This is a genomic window from Chlamydia serpentis, from assembly GCF_900239945.1.
GTDB lineage: Bacteria > Chlamydiota > Chlamydiia > Chlamydiales > Chlamydiaceae > Chlamydia > Chlamydia serpentis.
The window spans coordinates 779,269-793,848 of sequence record NZ_LT993738.1 but is presented as its reverse complement, the minus strand read 5'-3'; the positions used below and the strand labels follow the sequence as shown (position 1 = coordinate 793,848).

Sequence of the window (14,580 nt, the reverse complement as noted above, 5' to 3'; positions counted from 1 at the left end):
TGTCATTTTTTCTTAAAGTTCTTTATTTTAATAAGAAATATTTCTGCTTTATTGTGATTTTAATTTTTAGGATTTTGCAATTCGATTAAAGTTTAGTAAAAGCATATCATGTTTTGTAAATAGATCGTTTGCTTCTCTTGTTTTTTGGAGAGAATGAAATCTATAGTCTGGTTATGACATAGAAAAATATATTTTAAAGAATCATTCCAAAAACTTTTGTAAAATCTTTGTTTAATAAGAAGAAAAATATCAGTTCTATATAGAAAAAACTACTAAAGTTATAGTGGACATCGTAAAAATTATGAAAATGTACATCTTGTTAATGTGAAATTTAAGTCTTTTTGAAGACCTCCTATTTGCTTAGAGCAACTTTTTTACAATTTTGATTATTGAAATAGTGTTGTTGAAAAAATGCCATTGTTCTTAACAACCATATATCAAAATCTAAGAACAAGTCGTAATAATTTTCAAATGAGAGTTATAAATAGAACATAAGGATAAAAGGAAAGAGAGCTTAATGAGTAGAAAAGACAGTGAAGTTTCCGTAGCCCGCTCAATTTTTAACATTTTATCTGGAACTTTCTGTAGTCGTGTTACGGGAATATTTCGAGAAATTACAATGGCCACCTATTTTGGAGCAGACCCTATTGTGGCTGCTTTTTGGCTGGGTTTCCGAACGGTATTTTTCTTAAGAAAAATTTTAGGGGGGCTGATTTTGGAACAGGCCTTCATTCCTTATTTTGAATTTCTTCGTGCTCAAAGTATAGATCGTGCCGCGTTCTTTTTCCGACGCTTTTCTAGATTGATTAAAGGCTGCGCTATCTTATTTACGCTACTTGTTGAGTTAATTTTAGGGGTTGTGCTTCAGTATGTTGAAGGAGGATCTTACGATATTATTCTTATTACTATGATACTCCTGCCTTGTGGAATTTTCTTAATGATGTATAACGTAAATGGGGCTTTACTGCACTGTGAAAACAAATTTTTTGGTGTCGGATTAGCTCCTGTTGTTGTAAACATCATTTGGATTTTCTTTGTTATAGCTGCTCGTCATTCAGACTCAAGAGAGCGTATTATTGGTTTATCAGTAGCTTTAGTTGTTGGTTTTTTCTTGGAGTGGTTAATCACTGTCCCTGGAGTGTGGAAATTTTTATTAAGTGCTAAAACTCCTCCTAAAGAACACGATAGTGTTAGAGCTTTACTTGCTCCTTTATCCTTAGGAATTCTGACCTCAAGCATATTTCAACTCAATTTACTTTCTGATATCTGCTTAGCAAGATATGTTCACGAAATAGGACCATTATATTTAATGTATTCTTTAAAGATTTATCAGTTGCCTATACATCTATTTGGTTTTGGCGTGTTTACTGTTCTTTTACCTGCAATTTCTCGTTGTGTACAACGAGAAGATCACGACCGGGGATTAGAACTTATGAAGTTTGTTCTTAACCTGACTATTTCTGTAATGATTATTATGACAGCGGGTCTGTTGCTTTTAGCTTTGCCTGGAGTTCGGGTTCTTTATGAACATGGTTTGTTCCCTCAAAGTGCTGTGTATGCCATTGTTCGTGTGCTTCGAGGCTACAGTCCAAGTATTATTCCTATGGCTTTAGCTCCTTTAGTATCGGTTCTTTTTTATGCCCAACGACATTATACAGTGCCACTGTTTATAGGTATTGGCACCGCCCTGGCGAACATTGTTCTAAGTTTAATTTTAGGTCGGTGGATCTTAAAAGATGTTTCAGGCATTTCCTATGCTACTTCAATAACTGCCTGGGTACAGCTATACTTCCTCTGGTATTATTCCTCCAAAAGGCTTCCCATGTATTCTAAACTACTTTGGGAAAGCATACGACGGTCTACGAAAGTTATGGGAACCACAATACTTGCCTGTATGATTACTTTAGGTTTAAATTTTCTCACACGAACTACATACGTCATCTTTTTAACCCCCCTCACACCGCTTGCTTGGCCATTATCATCGATATTTGCTCAGGCTGTAGCTTTTTTATCTGAGAGCTTCATTTTCTTGGCTTTTTTGTTTGGTTTTGCAAAACTACTTCGAGTAGAAGATCTTATTAATTTGACTTCTTTTGAATACTGGCGTGGACAACGTGGTCTTTTACAAAGACAACACTTAATGCAAGATAATCAGAATTAATTCGTTAGCTCCTTTCCTTTTGGCTTTAGATTTTGATAGCTTGCGTGGTCTTCTGTTTCTATACTTAATATTGATACTAAGGATACTATGAAAAGACAGGTATATCAATGGTTAGGGAGTGTGGTGCTGCTAGCGCTGACAAATTTAGGCTATGCTGAACTTCCTATCTCTGAACAAAAAGGAAAAAATCTATCCTATACAACTCTAGATGAAGTAAAAGAATACCTAAGTAAACGGGGCTTTGTAGAAACGCGAAAGCAAGATGGCGTTTTAAGAATAGCTGGAGATGTAAGAGCTCGATGGTTGTATTCTAGAGAGGATATAAAGCGTCCTTCAAAGGAAGATAAGTACAATCCTTTACCAGTAAATCGTTATCGTAGCGAATTTTATCTTTATATTGATTATCGAGCTGAAAGGAATTGGCTATCTTCTAAGATGAATTGGATGGCAGTTGCAGGAGGAGAACAAACTGCAGCTGGTGTTGATATTAACAGAGCGTTTCTAGGATACCGTTTGTATAAGAATCCTGATACTCGTACAGATTTTTTTGTAGAAGTCGGACGATCTAGTTTAGGAGATCTTTTTGAGTCAGAGGTGGAATTCCAAACTAACTTTGATGGAGTGCATTTATATTGGACACGTCAACTTTCTGCGAATTACCCTTATCAAGTGATTGTTCATGGAGGCCCTTTTGTTGTGAACATGGCTAAAAAACACTATGCTTGGGTTGTAGAGGGAATTGTAAATCGTTTACCCAAACAGTTTTTTGTAAAGTGTAGTGTTGTTGACTGGAATACCTTTACTCCGGTTGAAACTTCATCAACAGAAAAAGCTGTCACAAATACTATGAAATATAAGTACTTGGTGTGGCAATGGTTAGTGGGAAAACATAGTCAGATCCCTTGGATAAATGGAAAGAAAAAACCTCTCTATCTTTATGGAGCAGTTTTGACAAACGCTTTGGCCAAGGCTACTAAAACAACTTTAAATAAAAAGGAAAACATTGCTTGGTTTGTTGGCGGAACTTTAGGGGGACTTAGAAAAGCTGGAGATTGGTCAGCAACAATACGCTATGAATATGTTCAGGCATTATCAGTTCCAGAAATAGACGTTTCTGGCATCGGTCGTGGTAACTTATTGAAGTTTTGGTTTGCCCAGGCTATTGCGGCTAATTATGATCCTAAAGAGGCTAATGGTTTTACGAATTATAAAGGATCTTCTTTTTTATATATGTATGGGATTACAGATTCTTTATCTTTCAGAGCTTATGCGGCTTACTCAAAACCTGCAAACAGTAAGTTAGGGAACGACTTCACTTTTAGAAAGTTCGATCTTGGCATAATTTCAGCATTTTAATTTTGTTTTTAACAAAATCTTTAAAAATAGGCTCACATTAATTATTAGTGTGAGCTTTTTTTTTATTATTTATAATGAAACTAAAGATTTTTTATTATTTTTTGAGTTTTTATGGTTAATCCTATTGGTGGTCCAGGTCCTATAGACGAAACAGAACGCACGGCTTCAGCAGATCTTTCTTCGCGAGGAATAGAGGCGAGTGCAGCAAATAAGAGCGCAGAAGCTGAAAAGATAGCAGGGACTAAAGCTAAACCCGAAGAGCCTAAAACAGATTCTGTAGGTCGTTGGAGCCTTTTGCGCTCTGCAAGAAACTCTTTGATGAACCTCCTGGATAGGCTCAGTGCTGCTTTTACATCTACCAGGGCTTCAGCTACCGGTGCAACAAGCGGTACAGCTCCTACACCAACGTTTGATGACTATAAGACCCAAGCAGAGTCAGCATATAATACCATCCTTACCTCAACATCACTACCAGATGTAGAAGCAGCTTTGGTAAGTTTGCAGAATGCTGTAGATAACATGAAAAAAACGGCTAGTACCGATGAGGAAAAAGCAATTGCTAGTGATTGGGAAGTTAAGAATACCCAAGCAATTCAAGTTGGAGCACAAATTAAAGAGTTAGCGAAATACCTTTCGGATAATGAGGATATTTATAGATCATTAGAGACCTTGACTTCTTTTGATCTTCTTCAGGCTGCCTTGCAACAAGCCGTGATGAACAATGAACAAGCTGCACAATTGCTTAAAGAGATGCAAGACAACCCAGTAATTCCAGGAAAAACACCAGCGATTGCTCAATCTCTAGTTGATCAAACAAGTGCGCAGAATGACCTTATACAGCAAGATGGTGGTCTAATTAGAAATGCGTACTATGCGGCACAGAACGCTAACGGTGCTGTGGAAGAGGCTAAGGCGAATAACAGTCAAAACAATGTTGATGCTGCTAAAGCGAGTATTGCGGCAGCAAAAACACGAATAGAGGAAGCTTTAAAAAAGTTTCCCAATTCTTCTATTCTTAAGGATGCTCAAGCTTTGGTCAATCAAGCTGAAAAAGAACTTAAAAACATCAAGCCTGCGGATGGAAGTGATGTTCCAAATCCAGGAGCCACGGTTGGTAGCTCTCAGCAAAACACAAACACTGTCGGTAATATGCGTGTTGCCATGCTTTTAGATGACGCAGCAAATGAGAGTGCTTCAATTTTATTATCTGGATTTCGTCAGATGATTCATATGTTCAATACGCAAAATCCTGATGCTAAAGCTGCAGAACAGGAACTTGGAGCACAGGCTGGAGAAGCAGCAGCAGCAGGAAAGACTGACGCTGCACAAGCATTACTAGGTGCACAAAAAGCTTTACAAGAAGCTTTGGGTAAAGCAGCGCAACAAGAAGGTATACTTAATGCTTTAGGTAAAATTGCTTCTGCAGCTGTCGTGAGCTCGGGAGTTGCCCCTGCTTCAGCAAGTACTATAGGATCATCTGTAAAACAGCTTTACAAAACATCACAATCTTCCGGTAAGGATTATAAATCACAGATATCAGCAGGCTATGAGGCTTACAAAACCATTAACAACGCCTATGCTAATGCTAGAAATAATGCAACTCGTGATGTGATAAATAATGTAAGTACTCCGGCTTTAACGCGATCTGTGCCTAGACCACGAACAGAAGCTCGCGGAGCAGAAAAAGCGGATCAATCTGTAGCTAGAATGATCTCTGAAGGTAGTTCTACTCTTGGGGATGTCTACGGTCAGGTTTCAGCGTTAGAGTCAGTGATGTCCATGATACAAAGTAATTTCCAAGCAAATAATGAGGAGATTAAGAAAAAGCTTACATCAGCAGTTACAAAACCTCCGCAGTTTGGCTATCCTTATATACAAATTTCTGATGATTCTACACAAAAGTTCATAGCTAAGTTAGAAAGCTTATTTGCTGAAGGGTCTAGAACAGCTGCTGAAATTAAAGCACTGTCTTTTGAAACTAATTCTTCCTTTATTCAGCAGGTATTGGTCAATATTGGTTCTCTATATGCCAGTTATCTTCAATAACATATGATTGATCAGTCTATTGATAGATTGTAGGAAAATCCCTGCAAAAAGAGTAGCCAATATAATGTTGATTTGAATTTGTAGACTTTCTTTGCTTCTAATTTATAGATTTATTTACTTTGTATCATGGACATCACTGACTCTAACGCTGAAACCTGACCGTAGACATCCCCAAGAGTAGAACTACCTTCAGAGATCATTCTAGCTACAGATTGATCCGCTTTTTCTGCTCCGCGAGCTTCTGTTTGTGTAAATGATTCCGACAGCCCTTTGGATTCTTTAAACAAGTTATAAGAAAACTTTTATACTAGATAATTGTTCATTTTGCTTAAGAGGAAACGGAGAAAATCTTAAGATATAGAAAAATTTATAAGGTTAAACCTAATTAGAATAGATTGCGGAGGCAAGCTGAGATAAAATTCCATTTAATACTTGCATAGATGTAGATACCAATGTCCACTCCTGCTGAATGTTGGTCATTTGATTTTGTAGGTTTAGTTGCTGAGTTTGACTTTGAGAAGTATAATTTTGTTGGTCAGATTGCACTTGAGTAAATAGAGGCCCCAAACCCCCTGTTGCACTGATGTTAGGGAAACCACTAGTTAAAAAACTTTCTAAAGCAGCTAGAGTCGGAATCCAATTGTCAAAACCAAGAATTTGAAATACACTTTTTTCATATTTACCGTCAGCTGCTGTTTTAAGACTCATTGTGATACTAACGAATAACGATTCTAAGACTGTAAGTTGATTCAAGGTGACTGACAAGCTGTACTGATAGTAAGTTGTTGCATTAAGCATTTCTTGTTTTTGTGCTGAAGTTGCTCCAGGAAGATTTTGAATTTTTTTGAGGAGTTCATTGACTAAAGTAATAGCTTGTTTGCATTTAGCAGTATCACGAGCAATATATTCTCGTTCTCTGGAAGCAGCTAAAAGAGTTTCGTAGTAATCCCCAGCAAAGAGATCTTGACCAGTTTTACTCTGAACTAAATAAGAAGATAAACTATAATAAACCGAGGTGGTAGAAAATTCATTTGTGATTTGCAAAAGGCTATTTAAGGCATTTGCCGCGATGTTATTGAAGTTAATTTCTTCAATTAAAGGTTCTAAAAAAGCTTCTTGTTTAGGCAATTGCGATTTTAATATCATCGAAATTAAAGCATTCCCAAGACTTTCAGATGCTAGCCAAGCAGCTACAGCAAATTGACGATTTTCTGTAAAAGAAGCTTGTTGTGGATCTAAATCATCATACTTCTTTTGTAGAGCTGCTATTTGTAATTGTAATTGTGTAGTATAAGCTGATGCAGATGTATTAAATTCATTAAGAATTCTTTGGGCATTGCTTACATAATCGTTTCTAACAGTTCCTACGTTAATCATAGCTTCTTGAATAAAACCAGCTAAGTTTGGTTGTAAAGCACCATTTTTTGTCGTAAGAGAGTTGCCAAACACTGGATCATTAGCAAATTGGTACATTTGATCACCAATATCATGGAAGAAATGACGGGTGTTTTTGAACTCATTGCCACGTCTTTGAAGATAATCTTTAATTTGATTTTGACTTGTTACCGCAGTTCCTAAAGAATACTCTGCTAATTCTTGATATGCAGCCATTTTTGCAATCCAGCCGCTTACCCAAGAACCACCTTCGATGATTATGATTTTTAAATATTCATTCACACTTTTGTCGAAAATTGCTTTTGCGTTAGTGGATAACCTCTCATACATGTAAGAAAGGCAGAGTAGTCCTCCATACATTTCCATAGAAGTTGTTAGTACAGCAGAAGTATAGTTATTTGTGATACCTGTTCGAAGTGCGTTTGCTTGACTAATCCAGGTGACAAAACAATTCTGTGCTTGTTGGAAAATGCTCAACTCTTCTTCTAGCATTTTTCGATTGTTTGCAACTGTACGTTGAGTGCTAGAGAGGTTGTGAACCGAAGTTCGATACATTGCTGTGATTTTTCCTCGATACTCAGCAATTTGTCTATTTGAGAGATAGTTTTCTAAAGCTTTTGTATTAGGAAGCTGTGTTCCTGTATAAATTGTTTTTAATTCAATTGCTGTAAAATTGGTCTTATCCGATAGAGGAATTAAAGTTTGTAGCATAGTGATGATTTCTTCATCTCCAGCAAGAGCGGGTGCTTGTTTAACAGCATCGTTTATAGATTTTAAAATAGTGCTTAGAATCATCATACCATTGACATCATTGACATTGTCTGGAGTGATTGTTGGAGGTATAGGCATATTTTGTATGGCAGTTTCATTCATGCTTGTAATGGGGCCACCAACTTGTGAACGGTATGTATGTAAAGGTTGTTCAATGAATTCTTTAATAAATTCGGTGGCATAGGTGTCGGGATACGCTTGCAGGATTTTTTCAATTTCTTCCGGAGGGACTCCCTGAGCTTCTAAAGAGGCTTTAATCTCATCTTGCTTTGCTTTAATTTCAGTGGCTTTTTCTTGTTTTACATGAGAAATTAAATTTTCTTCTGAAGGAACAGAAGCACTAGCAAATACAGCTCTTTCTTGTTCAGGTGTTAATGATGTTAGGTTTAGATAGGACTTCATTAATTGACGAACCGTAGATATTGTCGATAAAGAGCTTAAATTAATTTCCGTAACAGAGTCGACTAATTCCGTTAGACCTGCATCAATAATAGGAACTAAAGCAAGAGCCGCTGTAGATAATAAATCGGCAGGAGATCGCAGTGCTCGTCCTGGAGCACTGGCTTGGAGAGGTAAGTTTTTTAAATATGACCGAACTTCGGTAGTTGGAAAGATCGTATTATTAGGATTTAAGAAACAAGCAATATTTGCATTTTCTGATTGCAGAGCATTCATTAAATGTCTTAAAGCATAAATTCCTGAATTAAGTTCTTCTAAGTTTATAGCAGGGACGGATCTAGGATCAAAACCAGAGTATTTGTGATCAAGTTTAATAATGTGCGCGCTTTCACCAGAAATTGTTCTTGGTCGGTTTTGAATAGAAAAGGTAGACATATAAAATAATTGATAATTTTTATTTTATTTTCTTATTTTATTCTATTTTTTTTCTATGCGACTTTTTAGTTAAAAAATAATTTGTTTGTATACAGTTGATGGTTTTGTTTTTAAAGAAAAGATTAATTTTTTAGATTATAAAAATAATATTTTCATGTTAATGTTAATTAAAAATAATTCTTTGCTTATTTAAAGTAGACATTGATATGATTTATAGTTCTTCTATTTCAACATCTTGTAGTAAACTTCGTATAGTATTCCCAATACAGTCTTACGCACAAAAACATACGGATTTATTCGAACACATCGTTAGTCATGAAAGAGTTACCGCTGACCGATACATACTAGAAAAGTTGATTCAAGTTTTAGAACAGAAGGGAAATGAGCGCTACCGCCATGCGGTAGAACAACTACATAAACATCAAGTCGAGAGTAAGACAGTCATGACTTCTATTCCTGTGATAGCTATTCATGAAAAACCTCTTTCCTCTGACAACGCCTCTATTGTTGTTACGGCAAGCACGCCAATAGCTGGCTCAGGAACTTACTATAACGCAGTCAAGCAGAAATGGGGTCAAGATCTTATTGTTAATATCAATAGTGTAATGATCAAAATCATGGCTGCAGTCCAGTCTAAGAATCCTACAAATAGGGATGTTTTTGAAAAGTTAAATACAGAGCTTCAGCGTCTGCTGACTGCAGGTACTAATTTAACAGAACAGGATTTTGAGTCTTTATACACTTTTCCTGATCAGATTTTCGTCGCAATACAACGGGCAGATACATTTACTGGAGGGATGAAAACAGATTTTACTAACCAGTTAGCAAATCAATATGGAAATGAAGCTACTTTAGTTCAAACATTTGCAGATGGTAGAGTAGAAGGGTTGAACGATATTCTCTCTGCAGTAGAGGGCATGCTAACACCAGAGCAGTTTGTCAGCTTTGGAGAGATTAAACAAGAGTTACAGACTTTAGCCGATCATGTAGGTAATTTTGATGAGGCAGGACTACAACAGATCACAGATGCTGGAGAGAAACTAGCTGCATTGATAGATTCTTCTGAACTTTCCAGAAATGATAAAATTAGTTTCTGTCAGGACATAACAGGATTATATAAAGATCAAGTTAATGCTTTAACATCTTTTGATACTGTAGTTGCAGCCAGCATCTATGTTAACCAGCATCAGGGAACTATGTTCTCTAATCTGACTAGCTTTGTAGGCTCTTTAATTGGGGTGTTTGCCCCAATTGACTTGAGTGTATCACAGGGAGACATCAGTAGTGCAGCTATAGCTGGAGCTTTGCAGACAGCACGGGGTATCAATTCGCGTTTTAATGAATTAACTACAGAACAAAAAACACTTATTAATGAATGTGTAAAATCTTTGGATTCCTTTAAAGGCGGTGAGCATCTCGGTGCTATTTGGGCATACTTCACTGCATCTACTGTAGTTGCTTTAAATCCCAGTGCTACGATGGAGGATGTTAAGTCTGCTATTTTAGAAGAAGCTAAAGAACTGGATAACACAGACTTTTATTTAGCTCCAGCTATGAAAGGTGCAATGAATCAAATTGTAAATTCTAATGGACAGTTTTCTATAACAGTTAACTCAAACAATTTTCAGTATACTATATATATAAACAACAGTGGAAAAGTTGAGATTAATCAGATCCTTTTAAACTATGGCTCTACAGGGTTTTTACCTGAAATTACCCGGCTAGCACAAGGAAGTGCTGAGGCAACAGCACGAGCATATTTTCGGTTTAAGGCTCTTGCTAATGTAGAATCAGAAACTATGGGGAACAAAATACAAGAGCTCCAGGAGCAGCTCAAGCAGTTCACGAGTATGAAAAACGAACTGTTTAATGGACAATTGTTAGCGCAAGCAAGTGAATTGCGAGCCTTGCCCCTACCATCAGCTGTGGCTTCTGTTTTAATAGATCGCTACATGCCTAAAGAGGTGGATTATTTAAATGAAATTTACACCAAGCTGTACTACAGTAACTTAGGATCATCCGTAGGAAATAATGTCCTTAATTCTACCTCTCAGTATGTTAATGGAGCTACATATTTCAATTTTGCTAGTTATGTGGGTCAACAACCAGCAGTAGGTGCTGGAGGATCTGATGCTTTTCCGGGATCTCAACAGAGCGCTCAGGCAAAACTAGACCTAGAGCGGAAACAGGCTGCTTTATATCTTCAAGAGACACGTCAAGCACTTACAGTTCTTGCAGAAGAAAGAGATAGAGTCCTTAAGGATGATAAACTCACTAATGAGCAACGCTCAACGATTCTAGATAACCTAAGGGATTACGAAGATAATATCAATGCTATATCAGGATCTCTGGTGTTATTACAGAACTATCTTCTGCCGTTGTCTATATCTGCAGGTTCTGTGGCAGGGACGTTTATAGTTAATGGCGGTCAAACGCAATGGCAGTCTCGTTTGCAGATTCTAGAAGAAGCTTTAGTTTCAGGATTAGTAGGGAATACGATTAGTGGGGGAATGTTCCCTTTACAGTCCACAATACAGTCAGATCAACAATCTTTTGCAGATATGGGGCAGAATTTCCAATTAGACTTGCAGATGCACTTAACTTCTATGCAACAAGAGTGGACCGTAGTGGCTACTTCTTTACAACTTTTAAATCAGATGTACTTAAGTTTAGCAAGAAGTTTAACAGGATAGAGATAAATTTTTTAGGTTGAATCTCTAATTTTTATAAAAATTTTTAATCTCAAAAAGATATTGGCATGTTTTTTGCTCCTCTTCTTTATGAATCGTTAAGGAGAGGCCTTATGTACCCAACATTTCATATTCAACAGCAGTTAGCTCGCTTAGAGTTTATCAATGACCAATTGACTACAGAATTAGAACAAGTTAATGATTTATTATGTAGTTTAGGATTCCCTCAAGGACTTGCAACAATCAAAGCCATTGCTGAAGAAGTTCTTTCTGAGGATGAACCTCTGGATTAGATTATCACTAAGACTGTATACTACCGAAGATATTGCTACTCTATCTTAAGGACTATGGAACTAAGTTTCTATGGGCTTTCTGTATTACCACTAAGGGTCACCCTTAGTGGTAATATGCAATTGTTATTGATTTTCTTTTTTCGATATTTATGTCTAAGCCAGAACACAAACCTAATATTCCTTATATTACTAAAGCTACGATGAAGGGTTTGCGTATAAAGACTCTTGCGTATCTTGCTTCTTTAAAAGATGCTAGGCAACTTGTTTATTATTTTTTAAAAGATCCTCGTTCCTGTGTTCGATTAGCACGAGCATTGCTTGTTCCTAAGGAAGCATTGCAGAAAGGAAATCTGTTTTTTTATAACTGCAATACCGTAAATGATCTTATAGAAGAGCTAAATTGTCCTAACCGAAAATTGTTAATTGGATTTTCATACTGTCAAAAGCCTAAACGATGTCCTAAAGGTCGTTTTAATGACGCTTGTCAATATGATCCTACGAATCCTATCTGTACTTCATGTTCTATAGGGACAATGATGTGTTTGAATGTATATCGATATGATATTGTGATCATCCCTACATTTATAGACATAGCTAAACATCTATACGCCTTAAAGAAGCGCTATCCTAAAGATCAAATTCTTTTTGCAGTTACTGCTTGCGAGCTTTCGTTAAAGATGTTTGGAGATTATGCTTCCGTCATGAATTTGAAAGGGGTGGGTATTAGACTCACAGGACGCATTTGCAATACTTTTAAGGCGTTTAAACTAGCAGAGCGGGGAATTAAGCCTGGTGTGACGATTCTTGAGGAAGATGGCTTTGAAGCATTAGCACAAATCCTTGGTGGCAGTAATTTTCCTGATTCTAAAGTGTCCTAAACAACCTATTAGTATGAGAATGAATCTCCTAAATAATGTTGTTTTACCATAGGGTTACTGATCATTTGACTTGAGGAGCCTTCAAAAAAAATTTTTCCATCAATAATTAAATAGCACCTGTCAGCAATAGAAAGGAGCTCTTTAGCATTATGATCCGTAATTAAAATACCGATCCCACGCCCCGCAAGGATTTTAATCAAGTACTTGACGTTTTGAATCACTAGAGGATCTACGTTAGCGAAAGGCTCGTCTAATAGTAATACGCTAGGATTTAAAGCTAATACGCAGGCAATCTCTAATCTACGTCGCTCTCCTCCAGAAAGTGTACCTGCTTTTTTATGAAGGCAAGAACCAAGCTGCAGGTCATCTACCAAAGTATTTAAAAGATGAGATTGTTGTTTACGTGCTTTGTAAATGATTTCTAAAATACAGATAAGATTATTTTGAACGGTCAATTCTTTAAAAATTGTAGGCTCTTGGGCCAGGTAACCAATGCCTAACCGTGCACGGTGGTCCATAGTTTTCTTTGTGACATCTACATTTTTAAAAATAATCTTTCCAGAATCAGGACGAATTAACCCTACAGTAAGATAAAATGCTGTTGTTTTTCCTGCACCATTAGGGCCTAGTAGACCAACAATCTCACCGGGATTTATTTGAAAGGAAACATCATTTGTAACAGGCTTTTTGTTATACTTCTTTACAAGGTTACAGACAGAAAGTATAGGCATAAAAGCTTATTTCCTTAATAGAGATAGATAAAGAGTTTTCATGCCTCCTGAAGAACTATCGTTCTTGTCTGAAGATTCGTAACCAGGTAAAGGGTCTATTTGGAAACGGCAGTCATAAACATGTAAGGAACCATCTCGATAATTCAGTAGTCCGGAGTTTCCTTGGAACTGCATTTGTTTTTCAAAATTTTCAGTTAGAACATAACCAGATAGTCTAGAAAGATATTCTTTGCAGGAATAGTTAGATTGTGGGAAATGAAGTTCCATACAAGATTTATCTACCTTGCAGTTGAAGAATCGATCCTCCGAAGAACAAATTTGTTTACAAACTCCAACCTTTTTTATTTTTAAAAAAGGTGGGGCTTCTTGAAAATGTTTATTCATGCAAGAAACATTGCAGATTTGATCCACTTGAATAATGGCTACCACGGTTCCAAACGCTAGAAGAAGAAGTCCTAAAGAATAAAAAAGTCCACAATATAAAAATTTTGTCATGCCGAAACCATGTTAAAAGAACTTATACAAGTGAATAATTGATTCCAGATAGGAAGAAGAGCAGCAAATTCATCTAAACTCAACATAGAAGTTGCATCACTTTTAGCCATTTTAGGATTGGGATGTGTTTCTATAAAAAGACCATGAGCTCCTGCAGCTAGAGCAGCTCGAGAAAGTGTCGGAATAAATTCTGTTTGTCCCCCACTTTGGGTCGATAGAGCTCCAGGTAGTTGTACAGAATGTGTGGCATCAAAAATCACAGGAAAACCTGTCCGCCCTAAGACAGCTATGGAACGCATGTCCGACACAAGATTATTATAGCCAAAGCAGCATCCTCTTTCTGTAAGAATGATTTTATCATTTCCTGTAGAGAGGATTTTATCAATCGGGCCTTGCATATCCCAAGGAGAAAGAAATTGCCCTTTCTTTAAGTTAACTATAGCTCCAGTCTCTCCAGTTGCAACTAGAAGATCTGTTTGTCTGCAAAGGAAAGCAGGAACTTGAAGAATATCACAAATCTCGGAAGCAATGTAAGCTTCTTGAGGATTATGAACGTCTGTAAGAATTTTTACTCCAATCGTTTCTTTGACTTTAGCAAGGATACGGAGTCCCTCTATTAAGCCGGGTCCTCGAAATGAACCTAAGGAAGAGCGATTTGCTTTGTCATAGCTACTTTTAAAAATCCATTCGATGGTATCTGCATAAGGGGCTAAAAGAGATTGTAATTTTAAAGCGATCTCCAATGTAATATCTTCTCCCTCAATAACACAGGGACCAGCAATTAGGATCATTTTATTGTCGAACATGACTTTCCTTTTTTAAGATAAAGCAATTATTGATTCTAAGTTTCCAGGTTATAAGATCGAAGAATACAATCCAAGTTGCTCATTAATTTTAAGTATAAAATTAAACATGACAAGAAAACGACCT

11 protein-coding genes are annotated in these 14,580 nt (G+C 36.7%); 6 read left to right on the top strand and 5 right to left on the bottom strand.

Annotated features, from left to right (window positions below):
* Positions 1 to 517: 517 nt before the first annotated feature.
* The 3 genes from C834KP_RS03485 to C834KP_RS03475 all read left to right on the top strand — a co-directional run bounded on the left by C834KP_RS03485 (position 518) and on the right by C834KP_RS03475 (position 5,563).
* The gene (locus C834KP_RS03485; protein WP_108896792.1) at positions 518 to 2,161 is read left to right on the top strand and encodes a lipid II flippase MurJ; all 1,644 of its coding nucleotides are present in this window, start codon (positions 518 to 520) and stop codon (positions 2,159 to 2,161) included.
* Positions 2,162 to 2,248: 87 nt separating this feature from the next.
* Positions 2,249 to 3,517: a hypothetical protein gene (locus tag C834KP_RS03480; protein ID WP_108896791.1), complete on the top strand. Its 1,269-nt coding sequence runs from the start codon at positions 2,249 to 2,251 to the stop codon at positions 3,515 to 3,517.
* Positions 3,518 to 3,628: 111 nt separating this feature from the next.
* Positions 3,629 to 5,563, top strand: coding sequence for a hypothetical protein (locus C834KP_RS03475; RefSeq protein WP_108896790.1), 1,935 nt, complete (start codon positions 3,629 to 3,631; stop codon positions 5,561 to 5,563).
* A gap of 110 nt (positions 5,564 to 5,673) precedes the next feature.
* On the opposite strand, the gene C834KP_RS05290 is transcribed toward C834KP_RS03475, so the two are convergent.
* Both C834KP_RS05290 and C834KP_RS03470 read right to left on the bottom strand, forming a co-directional pair.
* Entirely contained in the window at positions 5,674 to 5,850 is a 177-nt protein-coding gene (locus tag C834KP_RS05290) for a hypothetical protein (RefSeq protein ID WP_157951046.1), read from the bottom strand.
* A 94-nt stretch (positions 5,851 to 5,944) separates the two neighbouring features.
* Positions 5,945 to 8,563: a CT620/CT621 family type III secretion system effector gene (locus tag C834KP_RS03470; RefSeq protein ID WP_108896789.1), complete on the bottom strand. Its 2,619-nt coding sequence runs from the start codon at positions 8,561 to 8,563 to the stop codon at positions 5,945 to 5,947.
* Positions 8,564 to 8,769: 206 nt separating this feature from the next.
* Here C834KP_RS03470 and C834KP_RS03465 point away from each other — a divergent pair, with 206 nt between their 5' ends.
* The 3 genes from C834KP_RS03465 to C834KP_RS03455 all read left to right on the top strand — a co-directional run bounded on the left by C834KP_RS03465 (position 8,770) and on the right by C834KP_RS03455 (position 12,424).
* On the top strand, positions 8,770 to 11,256 hold the full coding sequence (locus C834KP_RS03465) for a CT620/CT621 family type III secretion system effector (protein WP_108896788.1): 2,487 nt from the start codon (positions 8,770 to 8,772) through the stop codon (positions 11,254 to 11,256).
* A 110-nt stretch (positions 11,257 to 11,366) separates the two neighbouring features.
* The gene (locus C834KP_RS03460; RefSeq protein WP_231911678.1) at positions 11,367 to 11,546 is read left to right on the top strand and encodes a hypothetical protein; all 180 of its coding nucleotides are present in this window, start codon (positions 11,367 to 11,369) and stop codon (positions 11,544 to 11,546) included.
* Positions 11,547 to 11,695: 149 nt separating this feature from the next.
* Complete coding sequence (locus tag C834KP_RS03455; protein ID WP_231911677.1) at positions 11,696 to 12,424, top strand: hypothetical protein; 729 nt, start codon at positions 11,696 to 11,698, stop codon at positions 12,422 to 12,424.
* Positions 12,425 to 12,432: 8 nt separating this feature from the next.
* On the opposite strand, the gene lptB is transcribed toward C834KP_RS03455, so the two are convergent.
* From lptB to kdsA, 3 genes are read right to left on the bottom strand one after another with little or no spacing between them, the layout of a single operon-like run.
* Positions 12,433 to 13,155 carry an LPS export ABC transporter ATP-binding protein gene (lptB, locus tag C834KP_RS03450; protein ID WP_108896786.1) on the bottom strand — a complete coding sequence of 241 codons (723 nt, stop codon included), beginning with the start codon at positions 13,153 to 13,155 and terminating at the stop codon, positions 12,433 to 12,435.
* Between the two features lie 6 nt (positions 13,156 to 13,161).
* On the bottom strand, positions 13,162 to 13,650 hold the full coding sequence (locus C834KP_RS03445) for a DUF1137 domain-containing protein (RefSeq protein ID WP_108896785.1): 489 nt from the start codon (positions 13,648 to 13,650) through the stop codon (positions 13,162 to 13,164).
* On the bottom strand, positions 13,647 to 14,456 hold the full coding sequence (kdsA, locus tag C834KP_RS03440; protein WP_108896784.1) for a 3-deoxy-8-phosphooctulonate synthase: 810 nt from the start codon (positions 14,454 to 14,456) through the stop codon (positions 13,647 to 13,649). Before kdsA ends, C834KP_RS03445 begins: the two co-directional genes overlap by 4 nt.
* Positions 14,457 to 14,580: the final 124 nt, after the last annotated feature.